Source organism: Amnibacterium soli (genome assembly GCF_039544415.1).
GTDB classification, from domain to species: Bacteria; Actinomycetota; Actinomycetes; order Actinomycetales; family Microbacteriaceae; genus Amnibacterium; species Amnibacterium soli.
The window spans coordinates 144,864-169,836 of the sequence record NZ_BAABLP010000002.1 but is presented as its reverse complement, the minus strand read 5'-3'; the positions used below and the strand labels follow the sequence as shown (position 1 = coordinate 169,836).

24 protein-coding genes are annotated in these 24,973 nt (G+C 75.1%); 13 read left to right on the top strand and 11 right to left on the bottom strand.

Going from position 1 to position 24,973, the window contains the following annotated elements; all coding sequences use genetic code 11:
• Nucleotides 1-19 precede the first annotated feature (19 nt).
• Entirely contained in the window at nucleotides 20-463 is a 444-nt protein-coding gene (locus ABEA53_RS04810; protein ID WP_345479873.1) for a hypothetical protein, read from the top strand.
• A gap of 9 nt (nucleotides 464-472) precedes the next feature.
• Here ABEA53_RS04810 and ABEA53_RS04805 read toward each other — a convergent pair whose 3' ends face one another.
• The 4 genes from ABEA53_RS04805 to ABEA53_RS04790 all read right to left on the bottom strand — a co-directional run bounded on the left by ABEA53_RS04805 (nucleotide 473) and on the right by ABEA53_RS04790 (nucleotide 5,578).
• Complete coding sequence (locus ABEA53_RS04805) at nucleotides 473-1,363, bottom strand: NUDIX domain-containing protein (RefSeq protein ID WP_345479872.1); 891 nt, start codon at nucleotides 1,361-1,363, stop codon at nucleotides 473-475.
• 73 nt (nucleotides 1,364-1,436) lie between these two features.
• Nucleotides 1,437-3,488, bottom strand: a complete 2,052-nt coding sequence (locus tag ABEA53_RS04800; RefSeq protein ID WP_345479871.1) for a PTS fructose transporter subunit IIABC — start codon at nucleotides 3,486-3,488, stop codon at nucleotides 1,437-1,439.
• Between the two features lie 43 nt (nucleotides 3,489-3,531).
• Complete coding sequence (locus ABEA53_RS04795) at nucleotides 3,532-4,308, bottom strand: DeoR/GlpR family DNA-binding transcription regulator (protein WP_345479870.1); 777 nt, start codon at nucleotides 4,306-4,308, stop codon at nucleotides 3,532-3,534.
• Nucleotides 4,309-4,594: 286 nt separating this feature from the next.
• Entirely contained in the window at nucleotides 4,595-5,578 is a 984-nt protein-coding gene (locus ABEA53_RS04790) for an SDR family oxidoreductase (RefSeq protein WP_345479869.1), read from the bottom strand.
• Between the two features lie 119 nt (nucleotides 5,579-5,697).
• On the opposite strand from ABEA53_RS04790, the gene ABEA53_RS04785 reads away from it, so the two are divergent.
• The 7 genes from ABEA53_RS04785 (at nucleotide 5,698) to ABEA53_RS04755 (ending at nucleotide 13,082) form a co-directional block, all read left to right on the top strand.
• Nucleotides 5,698-6,345 carry a GntR family transcriptional regulator gene (locus ABEA53_RS04785; protein WP_345479867.1) on the top strand — a complete coding sequence of 216 codons (648 nt, stop codon included), beginning with the start codon at nucleotides 5,698-5,700 and terminating at the stop codon, nucleotides 6,343-6,345.
• A 57-nt stretch (nucleotides 6,346-6,402) separates the two neighbouring features.
• Nucleotides 6,403-7,317, top strand: a complete 915-nt coding sequence (locus tag ABEA53_RS04780; RefSeq protein ID WP_345479866.1) for a dihydrodipicolinate synthase family protein — start codon at nucleotides 6,403-6,405, stop codon at nucleotides 7,315-7,317.
• Nucleotides 7,314-8,315 (top strand): proline racemase family protein, encoded by a 1,002-nt coding sequence (locus tag ABEA53_RS04775; RefSeq protein WP_345479865.1) that lies wholly within the window; start codon nucleotides 7,314-7,316, stop codon nucleotides 8,313-8,315. Before ABEA53_RS04780 ends, ABEA53_RS04775 begins: the two co-directional genes overlap by 4 nt.
• A 127-nt stretch (nucleotides 8,316-8,442) precedes the next feature.
• Complete coding sequence (locus ABEA53_RS04770; protein WP_345479864.1) at nucleotides 8,443-9,228, top strand: hypothetical protein; 786 nt, start codon at nucleotides 8,443-8,445, stop codon at nucleotides 9,226-9,228.
• 109 nt (nucleotides 9,229-9,337) lie between these two features.
• A complete protein-coding gene (locus tag ABEA53_RS04765) occupies nucleotides 9,338-10,306 on the top strand; it encodes a PLP-dependent cysteine synthase family protein (RefSeq protein ID WP_345479863.1) in 969 nt (322 codons plus the stop codon).
• Entirely contained in the window at nucleotides 10,303-11,610 is a 1,308-nt protein-coding gene (locus ABEA53_RS04760) for an NtaA/DmoA family FMN-dependent monooxygenase (RefSeq protein WP_345479862.1), read from the top strand. Before ABEA53_RS04765 ends, ABEA53_RS04760 begins: the two co-directional genes overlap by 4 nt.
• Nucleotides 11,610-13,082, top strand: coding sequence for an aromatic amino acid lyase (locus tag ABEA53_RS04755; protein WP_345479861.1), 1,473 nt, complete (start codon nucleotides 11,610-11,612; stop codon nucleotides 13,080-13,082). Before ABEA53_RS04760 ends, ABEA53_RS04755 begins: the two co-directional genes overlap by 1 nt.
• Before the next feature lies 1 nt (nucleotide 13,083).
• Here the strand turns inward: ABEA53_RS04755 and ABEA53_RS04750 are convergent, their stop codons facing one another.
• Nucleotides 13,084-13,506, bottom strand: a complete 423-nt coding sequence (locus ABEA53_RS04750) for a rhodanese-like domain-containing protein (protein WP_345479860.1) — start codon at nucleotides 13,504-13,506, stop codon at nucleotides 13,084-13,086.
• 94 nt (nucleotides 13,507-13,600) lie between these two features.
• Here ABEA53_RS04750 and ABEA53_RS04745 point away from each other — a divergent pair, with 94 nt between their 5' ends.
• Entirely contained in the window at nucleotides 13,601-14,074 is a 474-nt protein-coding gene (locus ABEA53_RS04745; protein WP_345479859.1) for an Lrp/AsnC family transcriptional regulator, read from the top strand.
• 9 nt (nucleotides 14,075-14,083) lie between these two features.
• On the opposite strand, the gene ABEA53_RS04740 is transcribed toward ABEA53_RS04745, so the two are convergent.
• Both ABEA53_RS04740 and ABEA53_RS04735 read right to left on the bottom strand, forming a co-directional pair.
• A complete protein-coding gene (locus tag ABEA53_RS04740; protein WP_345479858.1) occupies nucleotides 14,084-14,602 on the bottom strand; it encodes a GNAT family N-acetyltransferase in 519 nt (172 codons plus the stop codon).
• Nucleotides 14,599-15,537, bottom strand: coding sequence for a diacylglycerol/lipid kinase family protein (locus ABEA53_RS04735; protein WP_345479857.1), 939 nt, complete (start codon nucleotides 15,535-15,537; stop codon nucleotides 14,599-14,601). The genes ABEA53_RS04740 and ABEA53_RS04735 overlap by 4 nt, the downstream gene beginning before the upstream one ends.
• A 93-nt stretch (nucleotides 15,538-15,630) precedes the next feature.
• Between ABEA53_RS04735 and ABEA53_RS04730 the strand changes: the two genes are divergently transcribed.
• Complete coding sequence (locus ABEA53_RS04730) at nucleotides 15,631-16,632, top strand: NADPH:quinone reductase (protein ID WP_345479856.1); 1,002 nt, start codon at nucleotides 15,631-15,633, stop codon at nucleotides 16,630-16,632.
• Nucleotides 16,633-16,781: 149 nt separating this feature from the next.
• On the opposite strand, the gene ABEA53_RS04725 is transcribed toward ABEA53_RS04730, so the two are convergent.
• Both ABEA53_RS04725 and ABEA53_RS04720 read right to left on the bottom strand, forming a co-directional pair.
• Entirely contained in the window at nucleotides 16,782-18,248 is a 1,467-nt protein-coding gene (locus tag ABEA53_RS04725) for a cryptochrome/photolyase family protein (RefSeq protein WP_345479855.1), read from the bottom strand.
• A 63-nt stretch (nucleotides 18,249-18,311) separates the two neighbouring features.
• The gene (locus tag ABEA53_RS04720; protein ID WP_345479854.1) at nucleotides 18,312-19,151 is read right to left on the bottom strand and encodes an EamA family transporter; all 840 of its coding nucleotides are present in this window, start codon (nucleotides 19,149-19,151) and stop codon (nucleotides 18,312-18,314) included.
• Nucleotides 19,152-19,254: 103 nt separating this feature from the next.
• Between ABEA53_RS04720 and ABEA53_RS04715 the strand changes: the two genes are divergently transcribed.
• The gene (locus tag ABEA53_RS04715) at nucleotides 19,255-20,151 is read left to right on the top strand and encodes an SDR family oxidoreductase (RefSeq protein ID WP_345479853.1); all 897 of its coding nucleotides are present in this window, start codon (nucleotides 19,255-19,257) and stop codon (nucleotides 20,149-20,151) included.
• Nucleotides 20,152-20,227: 76 nt separating this feature from the next.
• Here ABEA53_RS04715 and ABEA53_RS04710 read toward each other — a convergent pair whose 3' ends face one another.
• Nucleotides 20,228-20,968 carry a class I SAM-dependent methyltransferase gene (locus tag ABEA53_RS04710; protein WP_345479852.1) on the bottom strand — a complete coding sequence of 247 codons (741 nt, stop codon included), beginning with the start codon at nucleotides 20,966-20,968 and terminating at the stop codon, nucleotides 20,228-20,230.
• Nucleotides 20,965-21,570, bottom strand: a complete 606-nt coding sequence (locus tag ABEA53_RS04705; RefSeq protein WP_345479851.1) for a histidine phosphatase family protein — start codon at nucleotides 21,568-21,570, stop codon at nucleotides 20,965-20,967. The genes ABEA53_RS04710 and ABEA53_RS04705 overlap by 4 nt, the downstream gene beginning before the upstream one ends.
• 104 nt (nucleotides 21,571-21,674) lie before the next feature.
• Between ABEA53_RS04705 and ABEA53_RS04700 the strand changes: the two genes are divergently transcribed.
• Nucleotides 21,675-22,235: a VIT1/CCC1 transporter family protein gene (locus tag ABEA53_RS04700; protein WP_345479849.1), complete on the top strand. Its 561-nt coding sequence runs from the start codon at nucleotides 21,675-21,677 to the stop codon at nucleotides 22,233-22,235.
• A 179-nt stretch (nucleotides 22,236-22,414) separates the two neighbouring features.
• Nucleotides 22,415-24,964, top strand: a complete 2,550-nt coding sequence (locus ABEA53_RS04695; protein WP_345479848.1) for a glutamate--cysteine ligase — start codon at nucleotides 22,415-22,417, stop codon at nucleotides 24,962-24,964.
• The last annotated feature ends 9 nt before the right edge of the window (nucleotides 24,965-24,973 follow it).

The following is a 24,973-nucleotide window of genomic DNA, read 5'->3' as shown; positions in this document are numbered from 1 at the left end:
GACGGATAGCGTCCCTCCCATGTCGTGCATCCGGTTCAACACGAACGCCCAGCGGGAGGCCATGCGGCACGACGCCGCGGCCCTCGAGGCGGGCGACCAGGCGATCCTCCACCTCTCCCCGCCGGTGACCGAGAGCAAGATCGCGCGGCTCCGGCTGCTGGCGGCGCACGACCGGGCGAGCATCCGCCAGAGCGTCGCGTCGAACCTCCACGCGCCGCAGGACCTGCTGGAGGCGCTGGCCGCCGACCGGGACGCCGCGGTGCGGGGCGAGGTCGCGAAGAACGAGGCGACGCCGCCCGAGCTGGTCGCGACGCTGAGCCGCGACCGCGACGCCCGCGTGCGCTGCTGGGCGGTGCTGAACCCGACGCTGCCCGAGGAGCGCGTGCGCGAGCTGCAGGACGACCGCGACGCGCAGGTGGCGCGGCTCGCCGGGTGGCGGATCGGCGCCGCACAGCCCGCCTGACCCCGTCCGTCAGGCGTCGAGCAGCGCGAGCAGCCGCCCGGGTCCGGCGGTCTCGGCGCCGAGCGCCCGCACCCGGTCGCCGAGACCGCGGTCCGCGGTGACGACGGTGACCGGTGAGCCCGCGAACCGCCGCACCTGCGCCACGATCTCGTCGTCGCCGGACCCGCTCGACCGCACGACCTCCACGGCGGCGGCGTCCTGCGCGTCGTTCGCCCTCCCCTCCAGCACCGCGACGATCCGCGGCCAGCGGCGCACGACCGGCAGCACGCCCTCGCCCGGCTCCACCGGGGTGCCGTCGACGGCGAGCGCCCCGAGGGCGTCGAGCAGCCGCGCGGCCGCGCCCGGGCGGTCCTTCCACCAGCCGTCCGGGCGGCTGCCGACCACGTTCGCCGCGTCGACGACGAGCACGGGGTCCGGTGCCGCGAGGGCGGGGCGGAGGCGGGGCCACGCCGAGGCGAAGCCCGGGTGCAGGTCGCGCTGCTCGACCTCGTCGGCGGGCACCCACTCCAGCGCGGTGCTCTCGCGGTCGGTGACCGAGACGGGCAGGGCGGAGGGGGCCGCGACCGCGACGGTCGTGTAGCTCCAGACGTCGAGGTCGAGCCGCACGGCGAAGCGCGGGCGCAGCAGCGCCAGCTCGATGCCGGTCTCCTCGTGGGCCTCGCGCAGCGCTCCGTCGAGGGAGGACTCCCCCACGTGCCGTGCACCGCCGGGCAGGCCCCACGTGCCGCCGAAGTGGCTCCAGCCCACGCGGTGCTGCAGCAGCACCGACCCGTCGGGCGCGACGACGAGCAGCCCGGCGGCGCCGGCGCGGCCCCAGAAGCGCCTCCCGTCGGGCAGGTCCACCCAGCCGTCGGCCGGATCCCGGGGTCCGGGCGGCGGTCCCGGAGGCGCTTCCGTCATGCAGCAACCGTAACGACCCGCGCCCGGACGGTCGGGGCCCGGGAGACGACTCCCGGGCCCCCTCCGCGAACGGTCAGGCCGCGACCGGCTGCGCCGATCCGGTCAGCGAGGGCTCCTCGATCGGCTGCGCGACGCGCGGGCCGACGAAGCGCTTGAGCGCGACGAGCACGAAGCCCGTCACCGCGGCGCCGATGAGGATCGCCGCGATCCACGCGACCGGGTTGTTGATCGCGAAGAACACGAAGATCCCGCCGTGGGGCGCGCGGCTCGTGATGCCGAAGGCCATCGTCAGCGCGCCGGTGATGGCGCCCCCGATGAGGTTCGACGGGATGACGCGCAGCGGGTCCGCGGCGGCGAACGGGATCGCGCCCTCGGAGATGAACGAGGCGCCGAGCAGCCAGGCGGCGGCCCCGTTCTCGCGCTCCACCTCGGTGAAGCCCCTGCGGTAGAGCACGGTGGAGGCGAAGGCCATGCCGAGCGGCGGGACCATGCCGGCCGCCATCACCGTCGCCATGATCTGCAGGCTCGCCGTCGTGCCGCCGGTGAGGCCGGCGACCGCGAAGGCGTACGCCACCTTGTTGATCGGCCCGCCGAGGTCGAAGCACATCATCAGGCCGAGGATCACGCCGAGCAGGATCGCGGCGCCCCCGGACAGGCCGGTCAGCGCGTCGTTCAGGCTCTTCGTCAGCGCGGCGATCGGGCCGCCGAGCACGAGCAGCATCAGGCCGGACGCGATGATCGAGGCGCCGAGCGGGATGATCACGACGGGCATCAGGCCGCGGAGCCAGCGCGGCACCGCGGGGCGGCCGATCAGGCGGGCCGCGTAGCCGGCGAGCAGGCCGCCGACGATGCCGCCGATGAAGCCGGCGCCGAGGTAGCCGGAGACCGCGCCGACCACGAAGCCCGGGGCGATGCCGGGGCGGTCCGCGATCGCGTAGGCGATGTAGCCCGCGAGCGCGGGGACGAGGAAGCCGAGGCTCAGCTGGCCGATCTTCGACGCGGCGGCGCCGAGGTAGAACAGCAGCCCCTGCGGCGGCAGGTCGAACAGCGTGTACTTCTGCAGCGCCCAGTCGTTGTAGGCGAGCCCGCCGGTGCTCGTGCCGGCACCGGGCAGCACGATCCTGTAGCCGTCGATGCCGGAGCCGATGCCGGCGAGCAGGAAGCCGATCGCGATGAGCAGACCGCCGCCCGCGACGAACGGGATCATGTAGCTGACGCCGGTTAGCAGGATGCGCTTGATCTCGGCGCCGGGGCTCGCGGCCCGGGCGCCGGTGGCGGTGGCCGTGCCCTCGCCGCCGCCCTGCACGCGGGCGGCACTCGGGTCCTTCGCCGCGGCCAGCGCCTCCCGGATCATGTCGTCGGGGTGGTCGATGCCGCGCTTCACGGGCGCCTGCACGACGGGCTTGCCGGCGAACCGGCCGCGGTCGCGGACGTCCACGTCGTTGGCGAAGATCACGGCGTCGGCCCGGCGGATCAGGTCGGGGTCGAGCGGGGTCATGCCCGCGGACCCCTGGGTCTCGACGTGCAGGTCGACCCCGAGCTTCTTCGCGGCGTTGGTCAGGGCGTCGGCGGCCATGTAGGTGTGCGCGATGCCGGTGGCGCAGGAGGTGATCCCGACCAGCAGCGGGCGGCCGGAGACGGGCGGGGCGGCGGCGGTCGGCGCCGCCGCGGGCTCGTCTGCCGTCGCGCGCTCGACGAGCGCGACGACGTCGTCGGGCGTGCGCGCGGCGCGGAGCGCGGCGGTGAACTCCTCGTCGATGAGCGACCGGGCGAGCTTCGACAGCAGCTGCAGGTGCAGCTGGTCCGCGCCGTCGGGCGCGGCGATGAAGAAGACGACGTCCGCGGGGCCGTCGAACGCGCCGAAGGAGACGGGCGGGCGGAGGCGGACCATCGCGAGGGTCGGCTCGGTGACGGCGGCCGAGCGGCAGTGCGGGATCGCGATCCCGCCGGGCACGCCCGTGTCGGTCTTCTGCTCGCGGGCCCACGCGTCGGCGTAGAGCGAGTCGACGGCGCTCGCGCGGCCGGCGTCGACGACGAGCGCGGCGAGCGCGCGGATCACGTCGCTGCGGTCGGGGCCGAGGTCGGCGTCGAGCACGACCAGGTCTCGGGTGATGAGGGCGGGCATCGGGGGCACTCCTTCGTGTCGGTGCTTGGGGGCGTGGAACGGATCAGGCAAGGACGACCTCGACGCCCGCCGCCTCGAGCGCGGCGGCGAGCTCGGCGTCCGGCGCGCGGTCGGTGACGAGGACGTCGAGGTCGGCGAGGTCGGCGAAGCGCACGAACGACTCCTCGCCGTGCTTCGAGGAGTCGACGAGCGCCACGGTGCGGCGGGAGGAGCGGACGATCGCGGTCTTCACGGCCGCCTCCCGCTCGTCCGGGGTGGAGAGGCCGAACCCCGCGGAGAGCCCGTTCGCGCCGATGAAGGCGAGGTCGCAGCGCACCCGGGCGAAGCCGTCGAGCGCGGGCAGCCCGACGGCCGCGGAGGTCTCGGGCCGCACGACGCCGCCGACGGCGTGCACGGTCAGGGCGCGGTTGTCCTGCAGCCGCAGCACGATCGGCACGGCGTGGGTGACGACGTCGAGCAGCCCCTCGGCGGGCACGTGCTCGGCGAGCAGGTCCGCGAAGGCGCGGGTGGTGGTGCCGGCGTCGACCGCGACGGCAGCGGGTGCGGCGTGCACGAGCAGGTCGAGCGCGGCCTTCGCGATGGCGCGCTTCGCGGGGCTGTTGCGGCGCTCCCGCTCCCCCAGGTCCAGCTCCACCAGGCCCGCCCGGCGCACGGCGCCGCCGTGGACGCGGCGCAGCGCTCCGGCCGCCTCGAGCGCGTCGAGGTCGCGGCGGATCGTCTCGGCGGTGACGTCGAGGGTGCGGGAGAGCGTGGCGACGGAGACCCGGCCCGCGGAGTCGAGCTCGTCGATGATCCGTGCGTGTCGCTCCGTCGCGTACATGGGCCCGTCCTGCGCTGGTCGGCTCGTCGCCCGCGTCGCCGCGAACGATCTTCGTTTCGGTGAGCTTAGAAGCAGAACCCACAGAAGTACAGATCGGATCGCAGGCGGGTCCCTCGGTTCGCGGATCCGCAGGACCCGGTCGACGCGCCGGCGCTCGCCCGTGCGGAGCCGAATTCGGGTCGGCAGTGCGGAACCGCGGAGGTCCTGCGGATCCGCGAGGACCCGGATGCAGCGGAGCGCCGCCCCTCCCGGAGGAGGAGCGGCGCTCCGGTCGGACGTCTGCGGGTCAGCCCAGCTCGGCCAGCCGGTCGAAGGCCGCGTCGAGCTGCTCGTCGACGACCTGCGCCTCGGGGTGCGCGTCGTACCAGGCGATCTGGCGGCGGGCGCCTTCCGCGTACGGCACCGTCGTCGCGAACTCCGGCACGAGGCGGCGCAGCTTCGTGGTGTCGAACAGCATCGCGTGCGCCTTGTCGCCGACGAGGCCGGCGCCGATCTCCGGCAGCTCGCGGGCGATGCGCTCGCTCGCGACGTGCACGAGCTGCGGCTCGACCCCGGCCGCGCGCCCGAGCCACGTGTAGACCTGGTTCCAGGTCGGGGCCGACTCCCCGGTGATCGTGTACGCGTTGCCGAGCGACTCCGGGCGCCCGAACAGCCCGACGAAGCCGACCGCGAAGTCGTCGCTGTGCGTCAGCGTCCAGGGCGTCGTGCCGTCGCCGTGCACGACGACCGGCTTGCCGGCGCGCATCCGCGCGATGTCCGTCCAGCCGCCCGTCGTCGGGATCAGCGACTCGTCGTAGGTGTGGCTCGGTCGGACGATCGTCATCGGGAAGTCGTCGTCGCGGTCGGCGGCGACGAGCACGTCCTCGCAGGCGATCTTGTCGCGCGAGTACTGCCAGAACGGGTTCTTCAGCGGCGTCGACTCCGTCACCGGGATGGAGGCGGGCGGCTTCTGGTACGCGGACGCGCTCGAGATGAAGACGTACTGGCCCGTGCGGCCGGTGAAGCGCGCGATGTCGCTCGAGACCGTGTCGGGGGTGAAGGCGCGGAACTGGGCGACGACGTCGAACTGCCGGTCGCCGATCGCCGAGTCGACGCTCGCCGGGTCGGACACGTCGCCGACGAGGTGCTCCACGGCATCGGGCACCGTGCGGCTCGACGTCCGCCCGCGGTTCAGCACGGTCACGTTGTGGCCGCGCTCCACCGCCAGCCGGACGCTCGCCGTGCTGATGATCCCCGTGCCGCCGAGGAAGAGGACGTCGAGTCCGGACATGTCAGGCTCCTTCTGCGTGTCGCTGCGCCGCGGCGCAGCCGCGAGCGATCGGTCGGCACGGTACGCCCGGGTCTCTGGACCCGAGGCGTGAGGTGGACGAGCGGAGGACGGGAGGGCCGATGAGCGAGGGCGACACCATCCGGGCCCGCGTCGAGCGCGCGCTCGGTGCGCGCATCGCCGCCGGCGTCGTGCCCGCCGGGACCCTGCTGACGGTGCCCGTGCTCGCCGAGGAGTTCGGCGTCTCCGCGACGCCGGTGCGGGAGGCGGTGCTCGAGCTGCAGCGCCGGGGCTTCGTGCAGCCCGCGCGCAACCGGGGATTCGTCGTGACGGCGGTCGACGCCGCGCACGCGGAGCACGTCGCCGCCGTGCGCGAGCTGCTGGAGCCGCCCGCGATGCGGGCGCTCGCCGACGCGCGGCCGGGTCTCGACGGTGCGCGCGAGGGGGCGGCCCGCATCGCGGCGTCCGCCGCGGCCGGAGACCTGGAGGCCTACCTCGAGGAGGACCGGCGGTTCCACCTCGCCCTCACCGATCTGACCGGGAACCCCATGCTCACCGCCGTGGTCGACGACCTGCGCGCCCGGACGCGCCTCCCCGGCCTCGCCGCGCTGGTGGGCTCGGAGGAGCTGGCGGCGTCCGCGGCCGAGCACGACGAGCTGCTCGACGCGATCGAGGCCGGCGACGGTGACGCCGCGGAGGCCGTGATGCGCCGCCACATCGGGCACACCACCGGCTGGTGGGCCGGGTCGCCGGAGTCGGCCGCCGAGTAATATTCCACTACGCCGGCATCTGCTCGGCGCCGCCGCTGCGACAAGGAGCCCCGCCCCATGACCCTCGACCTCGGCGGCGTCATCGTCGCGACCACGCTGCCCTTCCGACCCGATGACGACGCGCCCGCGGGCCTCGCCGTCGACTACGACGCATACGCCGCGCACTGCTCGTGGCTGATCGACAACGGCTGCCGCGGCGTCGGCCCGAACGGCTCGCTCGGCGAGTACTCCTCCCTCACCGACGCGGAGCGGCGCCAGGTCGTGCGCGTCGCCCGCGAGGCGGTCGGCGACCGCGGCCTCGTCGTCGCCGGCGTGCACGGCGTCGGCTGGCACCAGGCGCGCGGCTGGGCCGAGGCGGCGGCCGAGGACGGGGCCGACGGCGTGCTCCTGCTGCCGCCGACGCTCTACCGGGCGAACCGCGAGGAGGTGCTGACCCACTACCGCAAGGTGGACGAGGTCGGCCTGCCGATCATGATGTACAACAACCCGATCGACACGAAGGTCGACCTGGTGCCGGACCTGGTGGCCGAGCTCGCCGAGCTGCCGAACGTCGTCGCGATCAAGGAGTTCTCGCTGGACGCGCGGCGGGTGCGGGAGATCCGCGATCGCTGCGACATCGCCGTGATCGCGGGTGCGGACGACCTGCTCTTCGAGGCGCTCGTGGCCGGTGCGACGGGCTGGTTCGCCGGCTACCCGAACGCGTTCCCGCGCGAGGCGGTCCGCCTCTACGAGCTGCTCGCGGCCGACCGCGTGGCCGAGGCGCGCACGCTCTTCGACGAGATGGCGCCGGTCTTCGCCTGGGACTCGAAGACCGAGTTCGTGCAGGCCATCAAGTTCTCCGTCGACGTCACGGGCGAGAGCACCGGCGGGCCGACCCGGCCGCCGCGCGGCCCGCTGTCCGAGGCGCAGCGCGCGGTGATCCGCCGCGACACGGAGCGCGCGCTCGCCGCGGGCGCCTCCCTGCGCCGATGACCCCGATCCGCCGGATCCGCGCGGTCGACTCGCACACCGAGGGCATGCCGACGCGGGTCGTGCTCGACGGCATCGGCGAGATCCCGGGCGACACGATGAACGAGCGGCGCCTGCACTTCATGGCGCACCTCGACCACCTGCGCCACTTCCTGATGGACGAGCCGCGCGGCCACCCGGCGATGAGCGGCGCGATCCTGCAGCGCCCCACCCGCGCCGACTGCGACTGGGGCGTCGTCTACATCGAGGTCTCCGGCTGCCTGCCGATGTGCGGCCACGGCACCATCGGCCTCGCGACCGTGCTCGTCGAGGAGCGGCTCGTGGAGGTGGTCGAGCCGGTCACGACGATCCGGCTCGACACCCCCGCCGGGCTGGTGATCGCGTCCGTCGCCGTGTCCGACGGGCACGCCGACGCGGTCACGATCGAGAACGTGCCGAGCTGGACCGACCGGCTCGACGCGGTGATCGAGGTGCCCGGGCTGGGCGCGGTGCCGTACAGCCTCGCGTTCGGCGGCAACTTCTACGCCCTCGTCGACCTCGACGCCGTCGGGCTGCCGTTCGACCGCAGCCGTCAGCGGGACGTCGTCGAGGCGGGCCTCGCGATCATGGCAGCGATCAACGAGCAGGCGCCGCCCTCCCACCCGGAGATCGCGGGCGTGGACCACTGCCACCACGTCGAGTTCATCGCACCCGGCTCCGACGCCCGGCTGTCGCGGCACGCGATGGCGATCCACCCCGGCTGGTTCGACCGGTCGCCGTGCGGCACCGGCACGTCGGCGCGGATGGCCGAGCTGCACACGCGGGGCGAGCTCGGCCTCGGTGCGGACTTCGTGAACGAGTCGTTCATCGGCAGCCGCTTCATCGGGCGGATCGTCGCCGAGACCACCGTCGCGGGACGGCCGGCGATCGTGCCGACGGTCACCGGCAGGGCGTGGATCACCGGTCGTGCCGAGTACCTGCTCGACCCCTCCGACCCGTTCTCCGAGGGCTTCGTCTTCTGAGCGTCCGCCGGGCGCTTCCGCTGAGCGGATGGAGCGGGCGACGCCCGTTCACCGCACATCGGTAGCGTGCGCACCGGCGACACGCCGACCCCTTCCCCAGAACCCGCTGCACGCGTCAGGAGCACCCGTGGCCAAGAAGTCGAAGAAGAAGACCAAGCAGGACGACAAGTCCGCCGCGAAGGCGGCGGAGGCGAAGTCGGCCGCGAAGGCGAAGGAGCAGGAGAAGAAGGCCGCCGCGAAGGCGGCCGCGAAGGCCGCCGCACTCGCCGCCGACGCGAAGAAGGCCCGCAAGGCCGCGGACGCGGCCGTGAAGAAGGCGGAGAAGGCCGAGAGGAAGGCCGCGGACGGCGGCGCCGCGGCGCCGAAACGCAAGCCGGAGGAGGCGGAGCTGCTGAAGCTCGCGCTCCGCAGCACCGAGGCCCGCCTGACCGACGCCGAGCGCAAGGTCGAGCAGCTCGAGCGCCAGATCGCGGACTTCCACACCCTCGACGACCAGGTGGTCGAGGAGGCCGTCGCGGAGGCGGTCGTCGACGCGGCCGTGCAGGCCACCGTCGAGGAGGCCGTGCTGGAGGCGGAGATCGTCGCCGACCCCGCGACCACCGCCGCCGAGGAGGCCGAGGCGATCGCCGAGGAGCTCGAGCAGATCGCGGCCCAGGCCGAGGTCGCGCCGGAGGAGCCGTCCCACGACGGCGACGCCGCCGAGGCCGCGGCGGTGTTCCAGGAAACCGACGGCTCCACCGAGCCGACCGTCACGACCACCGAGCTCACCCCGCCGCTGCCCGCGCAGCCCGGCGACGACGAGCCGAGCGAGTCGTGGACCCTGCTTCGCCTCCGCACCGAGGCGAAGCGCCGCGGCCTGACCGGCACGTCGAACCTGCCGAAGGCCGCCCTGCTGGAGCGCCTCCGCCCCTGACGCAGACGTCCTCCTCGTTCCGCAGGAACGATCTCCTCACGGACCGAAGGGGTGCCGCGCGGCGTCACAGAGCGCCGCCGCGCGGCACCCGGCCCGTACCGTGGTGGGGATGCACTCCCCCGTCGTCTCCGCGCCCCCGTCGTTGCCGGGCGTCGCCGACTCGGTGCTCGACCTCATCGGCGAGACACCGATCGTGCGGCTCCGCGCCCTCTCCCCCGCGGGCGGTGCGCAGGTGCTCGTGAAGCTCGAGGGGCGCAACCCGGGCGGCAGCGCCAAGGACCGGCCCGCCCTGTCGCTGGTGCGCGACGCGGAGGCGGCCGGCGCGCTCGCGCCCGGCGCGCCGATCGTCGAGTCGACCTCCGGCAACACGGGCATCGGCCTGGCCCTCGTCGGCCGCGTCACCGGCCACCCCGTCGTCATCGTGCACGGCGACGGCATGTCGCCCGAGAAGCTCGCGCTGCTGCGCCTCTACGGCGCGGAGCTGGTCCGGGCGGACTGGCACGCGGGCCCCGAGGACCCGGCCAACCCGCGCGCGGTCGCGGATCGCATCGCGCTCGAGCGCGGCGGCTGGCGCAGCCACCAGTACGACAACCCCGCCAACCCGAACGCCCACTACCGCTACACAGGTCCCGAGATCTGGCGGCAGACCGGCGGCGCGATCACCCACCTCGTCGCGGGCATCGGCACCGGCGGCACGATCTCCGGCACGGGCCGCTACCTGCGGGAGGTGTCGGAGGACCGCGTGCGGATCATCGGCGCGAACCCCGCCGGCTCGACCTACGGCGGCGGCGCGCCCGGCGTGATCCGCGTCGAGGGCGTCGGCAGCACCTGGCCGGTGAGCCACTGGCCGAAGAACCTCGACACGACGGTGCCGCACGAGATCCGCACGCCCACGGACGAGGCCGCCTACACCGCGGTGCGGCGGCTGGCCGAGGAGGAGGCGCTGCTCGTCGGCCCGTCCTCCGGCATGGCCGTCGCCGTCGCCCTGGACCTGGCCGCCGGCCTGGACCCGAGCGCCGTCGTGGTCGCGGTCGCGCCCGACTCCGCCACCAACTACCTCTCGGAGCTCTCTCGATGACCGACTCGCCCGTGCACTTCGGCTGGTTCCTCGGCGCCGGCTTCGGCGTCCAGGGCTGGGGCGACCCCACCTACGGCGTCGGCTACGACTGGAAGCAGCCCGCCGTCTACCAGGACGCCGTGCGGGTGTTCGAGGGCGCCGCCCTCGACCTGCTCGTGATCGAGGACGGCGTCGCCGTGCCCGACACGTACCGCGGCACGGCGGAGGTGAACCTCGCGGCGGCGCGCTTCGTGCCGAAGCACGACCCGTTCCCCCTCGTGCCGTACCTGCTCGGCGCGACCGAGCGCATCGGCATCGTGCCCACGCTGTCGGCGAGCTTCTGGGAGCCGTACACCGCGGCGCGGCTGCTCGCGACGCTGCAGCACTTCGCGCACGGCCGCCTCGGCTTCAACGTCGTCACCTCCGGCTCCGACCTCGCGGCGCAGAACTACGGGCTCGACAAGCAGACCGAGCACGACCTGCGCTACGACCGCGCGGACGAGTGGGTCGACGTCGTGCGCAAGCTCTGGCGCAGCTGGGAGCCCGGCGCCGTGCTCGAGGACACCGCGAACGGCGTCTACGCCGACTTCAGCAAGGTGCACACCATCGATCACGAGGGCCGCTTCTTCCGGGTGCGCGGGCCGCTGAACGCCCTGCCGCCGGAGGAGGACCCGGTGATGGTGCAGGCGGGCGCGTCCGGCCGCGGCCAGGCGTTCGCGGGCAAGCACTCCGACGTCGTGCTCGCCCTCGCCTCCACGCCCGAGCGCATGAAGGCGCACCGCGACCAGGTGCGCCAGGCCGCCGCCGACGCGGGCCGCGACCCCGACGCGATCACCGTGCTGTTCGTCGTCAACCCCATCCCGACCCGCAACGCGGAGGAGACCGCCTCCGTCCGCAGCGCCCGCGCCGAGCTGACGCAGGCCGCGATCGACGAGCAGCTGCAGTCGATCTCGTACCTGACGAACGTCGACTTCGCCGCGTTCGACCTGGACGCGTGGCTGCCGTCCTTCGAGACCAACAGCAACCGCGGCACGCTCGAGAACTTCGTGAGGAGCGCGCCGGCCGGGTCCACGCTGCGGGAGGTGCTCACCGCGCGCGCGAAGGCGGACGGGCTCGCGATCGTGGGCACGCCGACCGAGATCACGGACCGCCTCGGCGAGCTCGCGGAGGGCAGCGGCGCCGACGGCTTCCTGTTCACCGGGCAGGTGCATCCGGCCCACGTGCACCGCACGCTCGACCCGCTCGTGCCCGCCCTGCGCGACGCGGGGCTGCTGCGGCGCGAGCTGCCGGCGACGACGCTCCGCGGCAACCTGGCCGCGCGCTGATGGCCAGGGCCGGCGCACCGAGGCCGATCACGATCGGCACCGATCCCGTCACCGCGGAGGAAGTGCTCGAGATCGCGCTCGGCGCCGGCGTGCGGATCGGCGCCTCCGCACGCGCCCGCATGGCGGTGTCGCGGTCGGTGCTGCTCGACGCGGTCGAACGCGGCCAGGCCGTGTACGGCGCCACCCGCCGACTCGGCGCAGGGGCGGACGACTCGGTCGACGACCAGGCGGCGTTCCAGGTGCAGGTCGTGCGGAACCACGCGGGCGCCTTCGGCGACCCGGTCGATCCCCTCGTCGTGCGGGCCGCGATCGCGACCCGCGTCGCGCAGCTGGCGCTCGGCGGGGCGGGCGTGCGGCCGCAGGTCGCCGATGCGCTCGCCGCCCTGCTCGGCGCCGGCATCACGCCGCTGGTCCGCGACCGCGGCTCGGTGGGCATGGCCGACCTCGCGCTGAACGCCGCCGTCGCCCAGGTGCTGATCGGCGAGGGCGTCGCGCTCGCGGACGACGGCACGGAGGTGCCGGGCGCGGAGGCGCTCGCCGCCGCGGGGCTGGAGCCGCTCGCGCTCGAGCTGCACGAGGGCCTCTCGCTGCTCAACACCAACACGTTCACGATCGGCGCCGCGGTGGTGCTCGACCCGCGGCTCGAGGGGGTCGGCCTCGCCGCGGACGCCGTCGTCGCGCTGTCGCTCGAGGCGGCCGCCGCGCACCGCCCCTCCGGCGACCTCGGCCCCTTCTCCCCCGTCGTGCACGCCGACGCGGACGGCACCGGCACCGCGCGGTCCGCCGAAGCGATCCGGGGGGCGCTGCGGGGCTCGTACCTCGAGGCGGAGCGGGAGCGCCGCACGCAGGACGAGCTGTCCTTCCGCAGCGCCCCGCAGGTGCACGGCGCGCTCGCCGAGCGCTCCGACGATCTGCTGACGGCGGTCGAGGACGCGCTGGTGGTGCGGGCGGAGAACCCGCTCGTGGACGTGGCGAGCCGCTCGGTCGTGCCCAACGGCAACTTCGCGGCACCCGACCTCGTGCTCGGGCTGGAGAGCCTGCGGCTCGCGCTCGCCCACGTGGGCCGCATCTCGACAAGGCGCACCGCGGTGCTCTCCGCGCTCGCCCGGCCGCTGCGCGCGGCGGACCGCGCGGGCATCCCGGGGCTGCTCGCCTACGCCGGTGCCGAGCGCCTCGTCGACCTGCAGCGCCTCGCGGCGCCCGTCAGCCTCGCGGACGTCGTGCTGTCCGAGGTCGAGGACTACGCGACCTGGGGCTGGACGGCGGCGCGCACGGCGCACGAGTCCGTCGACGCCGCGCTCGACGTGCTGGCGATCGAGGCCCTGCACGCCGCCTCCCTCCTCCGGGACTCGTCCGTGGTCAGCGGTGCCGGCACCGCGCCCCTCCGGACGGCGCTCGTCGCGCTGCTCGACCGCGGGGGCTCCGCCGAGCAGCTGCTCGTCGACGCGCAGCAGGTGCTGCTCGGCGACTGACTCAGCAGGCGCAGGAGACGGCGTCCACCGGTGCGGTCAGCGGGTCGGCGACGCGGGCGACCGGGCCGTCGTCGGTCTCGACCGGCATGCCCTCCCGGGCCCAGTACTCGAAGCCGCCGAGCATCTCGCGCACCGCGTAGCCCGCCTGCGCGACGGCGAGCGCCGCCTTCGTGCCGCCGTTGCAGCCGGGGCCCCAGCAGTAGACGACGACCGGCACGTCGGCGGGGATCGTCCGGGCCGCCTCCGCGGTGATCCGCGCCGTCGGCAGGTGCACCGCGCCGGTCGCGCGCCCCTGGCGCCAGGCGGCGTCGCCGCGGCTGTCGACGAGCACGAACCGGTCGCCGGCGAGCTGCGCGGCGCGGACGTCGGAGGGGTCGGTCTCGAAGCGGAGGCGGGCGGCGAAGTGGGCCACGGCGTCGTTCATGCGGAGGAACGGTACGGATGAGGCGGGCCGTCGAACAGGGGCGATCGACGGTCCTCCCGCTCCGCGACCGTCGATCCCGCGGCAGACTGCCCGCATGACCACCGGATCCCCGATCACCGCCGACCGGACCGACCGCGCGATCCTCGCGGTGCTGCAGCAGGACGGCCGCCGCAGCATGGCCGAGCTCGCCCGCGACGTGCGGATGAGCGCGAGCGCCGTCGCCGAGCGGGTGCGGCGGCTGGAGGAGGCGGGCGTGATCCGCGGCTACCGCGCGGAGGTCGACCCGGAGGCGCTCGGCTACGCGGTGCTCGCGCACCTGCGGCTGCGCTACCCGAGCAGCGCCTACGGCCCGCTGCACGCGCTGCTCGCCGACATCCCCGAGGTGCTGGAGGCCCACCACGTCACCGGCGACGACTGCTTCGTGCTCAAGGTGGTCGCGACGTCGATGCGGGACCTCGAGCGGATCACCGGCCGCATCGGCGCGCTCGGCTCGGTGACGACGAGCGTCGCCTACTCCAGCCCGATCGTCGCCCGCCCGGTCGTGCCGCCGGAGGCGCCCGCCTCCTGACGGCCGGACTCAGCCGGCGGACGGCACCGCCTTCGTGAATCGGAGGTAGGCGGCCGCGTCCTGGGGAACCCCCGGGTCGAAGTCGGGGGTCCAGCCGTGGCGCAGGTAGAGCGCGACCGCCTCCGGCTGCCGCGCGCCCGTGGACAGCTCGAGGCCGGTGTAGCCGAGGTCGGCCGCGCGCTGCTCGAGCAGGGCGAGCACCCGGCCCGCGAGCCCGCGGCGGCGCCGGTCCGGGTGGGTCCACATGCGCTTGAGCTCCGCGCGCGGGCGGCCGTCCGTCCCCGCGCCGCCGCGCTTGATCGCGCCGCCGGCGACGAGCAGCGGGCCGTCGTCGCCGTCCTCGAGCAGCGCGAGGAAGGCGCCGCCGCGCTCCGGCGCGAACACCTCGGGCGGGTACCGCGTCAGCTCCGCGGAGGACGGCACCCCGTCCGTCGGCTCGTAGCGCGCGTCGTACTCCCGCGCGAGGTCCTCGACCAGCGGGCGCAGCACCGGGTCGTCGGCCGCGACCCAGCGCACGTCCTCCGTCACGGGGTCGACGGTACCGGCGCGGGCACGACGATCCGCAGCGCGCCCGGCACGACCTGCAGCGTGACCGGCAGCGGACCGAACCGCTCGCCGTCCGCGTAGGTGACGGGCGCGGGCCCGCGGTCGTCGACGTCGATCGTGATGACGCGGCCGCGCTCGAAGCTCACGTGGTCGTCGTTCACGTGGGTGCCCCGGAACACCTTCGGGAACAGGCGCAGCAGCTGCACGCGGCTCAGCGGCGTCGCGACGAGGACGTCGAGCAGGCCGTCGTCCACGCGGGCGTCCGGCGCCAGCCGCATGCCGCCGCCGATGCTCGCGGTGTTGCCGACGGTCACGAGCACCGCGTCGAGGCGCCGGGTGTCGCGATCCGTGGTGACGCGGTAGCGGCGCGCGTGCAGCCGGGCGAGCTCGAGCAGCACGGCGACGACGTAGCGGGGCGTGCCCGACAGCCGCGTCATGCGGTTCGCCCGCTCGTTCACCGCCGCGTCGAAGCCGGCGGAGAGCATCCCGACGAACCACCGGCCGGTGCTGACCCGCACGGCGTCGATCGAGCGCGTCGGGATCGGCTCGTCGTCGCCCGCGTCGAACGCCTCCACGAGCAGGGCGATCGCGGCGTCGGGGTCGTCGTGGGGCAGCCCGAGGCAGCGGGCGACGTCGTTCCCGGTGCCGGCCGCGACGATGCCGAGCGGCACGCCGGTCTGCGCGAGCGCGTTCACCGCGAGGTGGAGGGAGCCGTCGCCGCCGACCACGACGACCGCGTCGGCGGCGTCCTGCGCCACCGCCCGCCGCAGGGCCGCCTCCATCGCCGGGCCGCTGTCGGCCGTCAGGCGGCGCACGTCGTGCCCGTCGTCGCCGAGCGCCGCGACCGCGCGGTCGCCGACGGCACGCGCGCGCCCGCCTCCGGCCGCGGCGTTCACCGCGACCAGCAGCCTCGCCATGGACGGCAGTGTGGCATCCGGCCGCTGCGAAGGCGGGCGGGGCCGGGGCGATCTCCTGGCGTTCCACAGGGCGCGCGGGAGAAGACTGGCGGCATGCGAGCGATGGTCTACTCCCGTGCCGGCGGCCCCGACGTGCTGCGCCTCGTCGATCGGGAGGAGCGCGAGCCCGGTCCCGGCGAGGTGCGCGTGCGCATCGCGGTGTCCGGTGTGAACCCGACCGACTGGAAGTCGCGCAGCGGCACCGAGCCCCAGGGCGACCAGGTGCCGGACCAGGACGGCGCCGGCGTCGTCGACGCGGTCGGCGAGGGCGTCGACCTCGCGGTCGGCACCCGCGTGTGGGTGTGGGACGCCGCGTACCAGCGGCCCGACGGCACCGCCCAGGAGTCGACCGTGGTACCCGCGAAGCAGGCGGTGCCCCTGCCGGACGGGGCGTCGTTCGACCTGGGCGCCGCGCTCGGCATCCCCGCGCTGACGGCGCACCTCGCGCTGCGAGCCGCGGACCCCGAGGGCCTCCCGCTCGGCCCGGGGGCGCTGGAGGGCCGCACGGTGCTCGTCGCGGGCGGTGCCGGTGCCGTCGGGCACGCGGCAATCGAGCTCGCGGTCTGGTCCGGCGCGCGCGTGATCACGACGGTCTCCTCCCCGGCCAAGGCGGCGCTCGCGCGGGCAGCCGGCGCGCACGAGGTGGTCGACTACCGCGCCGAGGACGCGACCGCGCGCATCCGCGAGCTCGCGCCCGACGGCGTCCACCTGGTCGCCGAGGTCAACCCGAACGCGAACGCGGAGCTCGACGGCGAGGTGCTCGCTCCGGGCGGCACGATCGCCGTCTACGCCACCGACACCCCGGATCCGCTGTCGTTCCAGGTGCGGCCGTTCATGGGCAAGAACCTGCGGTGGCGCTTCCTGCTCACGTACACGGCGAGCGGGGCCGAGAAGGACGCCGCGGTCGCCGGCGTGCGCGCAGCGGTCGAGGCGGGCGCGCTGCGGATCGGCGAGGCGGCGGGCCTGCCCGTCACCCGCTTCCCGCTCGAGCGCACAGGCGACGCCCACGCAGCCGTCGAGGCCGGCACGACCGGCAAGGTGCTCATCGACGTCTGATCCCCCGTCGAGGCATCACCAGCGGGTGCGCGTTCAGCAGATGCGCGCCGTGGTCGCAGTTGCGCGCCTCCGCTCGCGCGCAACTGCGACTGCAACACGCATCTTCGCCGGCCGTCCGGCCGTCGCTGCAGGAGTGCGCGGGGAGCGGGTCACCAGCGGGTGCGGGTCGCCTCCTGGGCCACGACCTCGTCGAGGTCCTTGAGGCGGCCGAGCCCGGCGAGGGGCTGCGCCATGCGGCGGTTCGCGGCGAAGCGCTCGCGGTGCTTCTCGAGGAACGCCCAGTACCCGGCGGTGAACGGGCAGGCGTCCTCGCCGACCCGCACCTTCGGGTCGAACCGGCAGCCGCCGCAGTAGTCGGTCATCCGGTCGATGTAGGCGCCGCCGGAGGCGTAGGGCTTCGTCGCGACGACGCCGCCGTCCGCGTGCAGGCTCATCCCGACGACGTTCGTCGGCATCACCCACGGGGTGCCGTCGACGAAGGCGCCGATGAACCACTCGCTGGTCTCGGCCGGGTCGAACCCGCGCTCGAGCGCGAAGTTGCCGAGCATCATGAGCCGCTGGATGTGGTGCGCCCAGCCGTGCTCGTGCACGCCCGCGATCACCGACGACAGGCAGTTCGCCTCGATCGCGGCGGCGTCGAGCTCCCAGAACGCGTCCGGCACCGGGTTCGTCGCGCCGAGCGCGTTGCGGTGCACGTAGTCCTCGCCCAGGTGCCAGTACAGGTGCCACATCCAGTCGCGCCAGCCGACGATCTGCCGCACGAAGCCCTCGACGGAGTTCAGCGGCACCGACCCGTCGGCGTACGCGTCGAGCGCCGCGTCGACGACCTCCCGCGGGTCGATCAGGCCGAGGTTCATCGGCAACGACAGCAGCGAGTGCGCCATCGTCCAGTCGCCGGAGAGCGTCGCGTCCTCCCACCGCCCGAAGTCCGGGAGGCGGTCGCGGACGAACCACCGCAGCGCCTCCTGCGCCTCGCCGTGGGTCGCGGCGAAGCGGCGCGGCCCGTCGGCGCCGAGGAAGTGCACGACCCCCTCCCGCTCCCAGCGGTCGAGGTCGGCGCGCACCTGCTCGTCGATCTCGTCCTCCTCCGGCCACCACGGCTCGGGCAGGCCGAGGGTCTCCGCCTTCTTCGGCGGCGGCTGCCGGTTGTCGACGTCGTAGCTGAAGCGCCCGCCGACGGGCTTGCCGCCGCGGGTCATCAGGATCCCCTCGCGCTCGCGGACCCACCGGTAGAAGTTGTCCATGACCAGGCTCGCGTCGGTGCGGCCGCGGACCCAGCCCGCGAAGTCGGCCTCGCTCGTCACGAAGCCGCGGCTCGGCAGCACCTCCGCGCCCACCGACCGGACGAGGCGGCGGGCGCCGTAGGAGGTCGGATCCACGGCGACGAGGTCGCGGCCCGTCAGCACCTCCCGGAACGTGTCCGCCCGCACGAGCTCCGCCCGGTCGCCGAGCTCGGCGGCCCGGTGCCGGATCGCGGAGAGGTACAGGTGCGCCTTCGCCCGGTGGGTCGGTCGCTTGCGGAAGGCGGCGAGCGACTCGACGAGGAGGATCGGCTCCTCGTCGTCGTCGAACATCGGTCCGAGCTGCTCGCCGAAGAGGATGCGCTGGCGGGTCACGCCGCGACCGTAGCGGCCGCCCGTCCGCGGTCGCCGAGCCTCCAGCCCGCGGGGGCGCACCGCTCAGCCGAGCGCGATGAGCACCACGCCGCCCGCGGCGACGCCGAGACCGGCGAGCTGCACGCGGTGGAGGCGCTCGCGCAGCACCAGCAGCGCGAGCAGCACGGTGCCCGCCGGGTAGAGCGCGAGCAGGACGCCGACGACCGAGAGCAGCCCGAGCCTGGAGGCGAGCACGAACAGCAGGTTCGCCGTCATGTCGCCGATGCCGGACGCGAGGACCAGTCCCGGCGCGGCCCCGCGCGGCACGAGGCCGCGCCGCCCGATGAGCGCCACCAGTCCGAGCAGCACGACGGAGGCGACCCGCGCGCCCGCGAGCGGCCAGAAGCCGGAGTCGTCCGCGGACCGGGACAGCAGCACGAACAGCAGTCCGAAGCCGGTGCCCGCGACGAGCGCGCCCACGACGCCGGGACCCCGGAGCGTCCGGAGGCCCGGCAGCCGCCCCTCCTCGGCGCTCACGAGGAGGACTGCGCCCACCGCGAGCAGCACGCCCAGGAGCGCGAGCGGCGAGGGCCGCTCACCGAGGCCGATGCCGCCGACGACCGGCACGACCGCCGACATCACCGCCGTCAGCGGTGCCACGACGGTCATCGGGGCGACCGCGAGGCTGCGGTAGAAGAGCAGCAGGGCGAGCCCGCCGCAGAGCCCGGCCGTCGCCCCCCAGCCGATCGAGGGCGGGTCGAACCGGCCCGGCACGGCGACCAGCAGCACCGCGAGCAGGGCGGTGCTCGCGAGCTGCCCGCAGAAGACGACGGCGAGCGCCGGAGCGCGGCGGCTGGCGAGGCCGCCGGCGAAGTCGGAGAACCCGTAGACGAGCGCGCCGAGCAGCGCGAACACGATCGACATCGGCGCCCTCCCGGTGCGGGACGCGCCCCATCCTGCCCGTGCGGCGCCCCCGGCGGCTGGGCGTTCCGGCCCGCGTTCAGCCGGGTTCGCCACGCTCGGAGTCGTGACAGATCAGCTGACGTTCGACGACCCCCGCACGCGCTTCCCCAAGATCGACCCGCGCACCGACCAGATCCAGGACGAGCCCGGTCTCCAGTCGGAGATGACCCCGGTCCCCGACCTCGGCGAGGCGACCTACCGCGGCACCGGGCGGCTCACCGGCCGCAAGGCGATCGTGACCGGCGGCGACTCCGGCATCGGCGGCGCCACCGCGATCGCGTTCGCCCGGGAGGGAGCGGACGTCGCGATCGTGCACCTGCCGGCCGAGCAGTCGGACGCCGACCACGTGCTCGAGCAGATCCGGGCGGCGGGGCGCACCGGCGTCAGCATCGCGGGCGACCTGAGCGACGCCGCGTTCGCGCGCGACGCGGTGCAGCAGGCCCACGAGGCGCTCGGCGGCCTCGACGCGCTCGCCCTGGTGGCGGGCAAGCAGGTGACGAACACGGACGTCGTCGAGCTGCCCGACCAGCAGTTCGTCGAGACCTACGAGGTGAACGTGTTCGCCGCGTTCCGCATGGTGCAGGCGGCGGTGCCGCTGCTGCAGCCGGGTTCGACGATCGTGCTCACCGCCTCCCTCGAGACCTACCAGGCGTCGCCGGAGCGCATCGATTACGCGAGCACGAAGGCGGCGATCAACAACCTCGGCAAGGGCCTCGCGCAGCAGCTCGCACCGAAAGGCATCCGCGTGAACGTCGTCGCGCCCGGCCCCACCTGGACGGCGCTGCAGGTGTCGAAGGGCATCCCCGCGGAGGAGATCGAGGGCTACGGCTCGGACACGCCGCTCGGCCGCGCCGCCCAGCCCGCCGAGATGGCGCCCGCCTACGTGTTCTTCAGCAGCCCGGAGTCGAGCTTCGTCGTCGGCGCCACGCTCGCCGTGAACGGCGGCACGCCCACGCCGTAGCCGCTGCCGGGGCCCTCCGCTGCTGATCCGCCCGTGCGCACGCAGCGATCAGCAGCGGACGGCCCCGCGAGCGCGGTCAGGGCCGGACCGCGCGGAAGGCGCTCGTGACGTACGGGAGGTCGAAGCGGTCGCGGCCGGCGGTCTCCGGATGCGTGGCCAGCACCTCGCGGACGCCCGCGAAGACGTCGGCCTTCTCCTCGGGCGTCAGCGCGATGACGTACGAGCGCGAGGCCGCCATCGCCACCACGTCGTCGGCGCTCATCGGCCGGGTCCAGCGGACGTCGAACCGCTCGAGCGGGCCGAACGGCGGGTCGACCCGCACCGAGTCGGTCTCGATGAGCCGCTCCGCCGCGCTGCCGAGGAACACGTCGCCGATGCGCCGGACCCAGTCGACGGAGGAGTCCCGCACGTTCCAGACGAGGCCGAGGACACCGCCGGGGCGCAGCACCCGCGCCGCCTCCGCGGACGCCTTCGGCACGTCGACCCAGTGCCACGCCTGCCCGAACACGACCGCGTCGACGGCGGCGTCGGGCAGCGGCAGCGCCTCCGCGGCGCCCTGGAGCGCCCGGGCCTGGGGCACCTCGCGGCGGAGCGCGTCGAGCATGCCCGCGTCCGGCTCCACCGCCGTCACGGAGCGGCCGCCGCCCACGAGCGCACCGGTGAGCTTGCCGGTGCCCGCGCCGACGTCCGCGACCTCCCGCGCATCGCCGAGCAGCCACTCGACGACCTCCGCCGGGTAGTCCGGCCGACCAACGACGTACTCGTCCGCCGCCGCACCGAAGCGGCGTCCGGCGAGCGCCTCGTCGCGGTCGCTCACGGGGTCGCGTTCCACAGGTCGATCACGCGGTTGCCGTGCTCGAAGCCGAGCTCGCCGATGGCGGCGGTGGACAGCACGAGCCGGGAGCCGCCGTCCGGCGGCAGGTCGATCCAGGCCGCGGCGAGGGCGCGCAGCACGTGGCCGTGGGCGACGGCGAGCACGTCGTGCCCCTCGTCGAGCACCGGCAGCGCCCGGGCGATGACGCGCTCGACCCGCTCGCGCACCTGCTCGGCCGTCTCCCCGCCCGGGGCGCCGTCGCGCCAGAGGTCCCAGTCGGGCCGGGTCTCGTGGATCTCGTCGGAGGTGCGGCCCTCGTAGTCGCCGTAGTCGAACTCGACGAGGTCGTCCGTGCGCTCGATGCGCCCGCCGAAGCCGGCGAGCTCGGCGGTGCGGACCGCGCGCTGCCGCGGGCTGGACAGCACCAGGCCGAAGTCGTGCCGCGCGAGCACGGGTGCGACCGCGCGGGCGCGCCGCTCCCCCTCCTCCGTCAGCGGCACGTCGGTGACGCCGGTGTGCTTGCCGGTGCGGCTCCACTCGGTCTCGCCGTGTCGGAGGAGGACCAGCTGCGGCGGCTTCAGGTCGGGGTAGGGGTGGTGCGGCACGTCGGTGACGCTACGCCGGGGCTGCTGCGCGGGGCCCGCAGCGGCCGGGTGAGGCTTGCCTGGCCTTGCTGGCGGGGCGTCCGCGATCGGCGCACGATGCTGCCATGACCGCTCTGCTCGCCGCCCTCACGCACGGCACATCGACCTCGGACGAGCACGTCGCCGCGCAGGCGAACACGCTGCGCGCCGGCGTGCTCGGCGCGAACGACGGCATCGTGTCCGTCGCCGCGATCGTCGTCGGCGTCGCCGGCGCGACGGTCGCGCACGGCCCGGTGCTCGTCGCCGGGCTCGCGGCCCTGATCGGCGGCATGGTCTCGATGGCGCTCGGCGAGTACGTGTCCGTCTCGAGCCAGCGTGACAGCGAGCGCGCCGCCACCGGCACGGGCACCGCGAGCCCGTGGGCCGCTGCCGCCGCCTCCGCCGTGTCGTTCCTCTCCGGCGGCGTCCTGCCGCTGCTCGCCGTCCTGCTCGCGCCCGCGCCGCTGCGGGTCGCCGTCACCGTCGTCGTGGCGCTGATCGCGCTCGCCGCGACCGGTGCCGCCGGCGCTCGGCTGGGCGGCGCACCGGCGATGCGGCCCACGCTGCGCACGGTGGTCGGCGGCGCACTGGCGCTCACCGCGACCTGGTCGATCGGTGTGCTGCTCGGCACGACCGGGATCGCCTGACCGGCCGCATCGTCGAGGCCGGTCAGGCAGCACGAGCCTCGCCGACCGCTCCTGAGAGACCGGAGAGAATCCCGCGATCAGCGGTTCCCCACTTCGGGGGCTGGCGCGCCACCCACGCGCCACTCGAACTCCTCGGTGCCCGAAACCCTCGGGAAACACGCCGCGGCTAGGGTTCCGGAATGGCCGCTGCACTGACGCTCGGCGCCGAGGAGGAGCTGCACCTCATCGACCTGGAGCGATGGCAGCTCGCCGCACGCGCACCCCAGGTGCTGGCCAAGCTGCCGCGGGAGAACTTCTCCGCGGAGATCCAGCGCACCACGGTGGAGACCAACACCGACGTCGTGTCGAGCCTCGACGGGCTGCGGCAGGAGCTGCTGCGGCTGCGCCGCGGGGCCGTGGAGGTGGCCGGGCGCGAGAACCTCGGCATCGCCGCCGTCGGCACGGCGCCGCGCAGCGAATTCCGCGACTTCGAGCTGACCGCCTCCGGCCGCTACGGGCGGATGCAGGAGCAGTACCGGCTGCTGGTCGACGAGCAGCTGATCTGCGGCACGCAGATCCACGTCGGGGTGGCCGATCGGGACCTCGCCGTGGAGATCACGCAGCGCATCGCGAACCGGCTGCCGGTGCTGCTCGCGCTGTCGGCGAGCAGCCCGTACTGGAACGGCCTCGACACCGGCTACGCCTCCATCCGGACGATCATCTGGCAGCGCTGGCCGAGCGCCGGGCCGACGGGTCCGCTGCCCGACTCGGCCGCCTACGACGAGCTGCTGCAGGACCTCATCGCCTCGGGCGTCATCGCCGACGCGAAGATGGCCTACTTCGACGTGCGCCCCTCGTCGCACGCCCCCACGCTGGAGCTGCGGATCTGCGACGCGTGCCCGCTCGTCGACGACGCGGTGCTGATCGCGGGCCTCTTCCGGGCCCTGGTGCGCGACGCGGAGCGCGGGATCGAGGCCGGGCTCCCCCGCGGGATCCGGCCGCTGCCGCTGCATCGCGCCGCGATCTGGCAGGCGGCCCGAGGCGGGCTCTCCGGTCAGCTCCTCGACGGCTCGCTGCACCCGCGGCCGCTGCCCGCCCGCGACGCCGTGCGGGGCCTGGTCACCGACCTCCGCGACGTGCTGGAGGAGCTCGGCGACTGGGAGGAGGTCTCCGAGCTCGCGGAGACCGCCCTCGCCCGTGGCAACTCCGCCGACCGGCAGCGCGCCGCGTTCGTGCAGCACGGCGACCTGTCCGACGTGATGCGCAGCGTCGTCGACGAGACGCAGGGCCCCGCCTCCGGCCCCGCGCCCGCCACGCCCGCGCTGCGCCGCTACCGCGCGCGCGCCGGCGACGAGGGCGTCGACGCGAACTCCGTCGCCCGCCCGAACTACCGCGGCGTCGTGGAGCACGTGCGCGGCCTCGGCGCCGACGGCATCGACGGGCTCGAGACGGCCCGCGACCGCTGGATCGCCGACCACGGCCTCGACTTCGGCGTCGACGGCGCGAAGCAGCCGTTCCGCGTCGACCTCGTGCCCCGCCTGATCGCCGCCCACGAGTGGAGCGAGCTCGAGGCCGGCCTGATCCAGCGCGCCCGCGCCGTCGAGGCGTTCCTCGGCGACGTCTACGGCGAGCGCCGGATCCTGCGGGACGGCGTGCTGCCCGAGGAGGCGGTGCTCGGCGCCCCCGGCTGGCGCGAGGAGGCGACCCGACTGCCGCCGGGCACGCTGCGCGCGCCGATCCAGGGCTTCGACCTGGTGCGGAACGAGTACGGCGGCTGGCGGGTGCTCGAGGACAACCTGCGGAACCCCTCGGGTGCCGGGTACGCGATCGCGGTCCGCCAGCTGATGGACGCCGTCGCACCCGACCTGCCCCGCCCGGGCCGGCTCGCCGACCCGGCGACCGCGCTCGAGCAGCTGCGGCGCACGGTGCTCGCGGGCGCGAAGCCGGGCACCCGCGGCGCGCTGCTGTCGAGCGGCGACGGCAGCTCCGCCTGGTTCGAGCACCGGCGCCTCGCGGACGGCGCCGGCCTGCTGCTCGCCGCGGCCGAGGACCTGGCGGTCGACCGCGGCACCGTCGTGCAGCGGTCGACCGGGGACCGCATCGGCAGCCTCTACCTGCGGCTCGACGTCGAGCTGCCCGACCTGGTCGACGGCGAGGGACGGCCGATCGGCGCGGACATCATGGACGTGGCCGCCGCCGGCGGCGTGACCCTGGTCAACGCGCCCGGCAACGGCGTCGCGGACGACAAGGCGATGTACCGCTCGGTGCCCGAGCTGATCGGCTACTACCTCTCCGAGCGCCCGCTGCTCGAGAGCGTGCCGACCTACCGCCTGAGCGACGAGGGCGAGCGGCGGGCCGTGCTCGAGCGGGTCGGCGAGCTGGTCACCAAGCCGGTCGACGGCCACGGCGGCCAGGGCGTGCTGATCGGCCCCGCGGCGGACGCGGCGACCGTCGCGCTCCGGCGCGTCGAGATCGCGCAGAACCCGTCCGGCTGGGTGGCGCAGGAGGTCGTGGCGCTCTCCTCCGTGCCGTCGATCGAGGACGGCCGGATGCAGCCGCGCCACGTCGACCTGCGCGCGTTCGTGTACGCCACCGGCCGCCGCCGCCGCGACTACGTGCTGGCCGACCTCGCGCTCACCCGCGTGGCCCCGGAGGGCAGCCTCGTCGTGAACTCCTCCCGCGGCGGAGGCGCGAAGGACACCTGGATCCAGCTGCCCGAGCACGACCGATCCCGGCCCCACCACCGGTAGGAGGCGCGA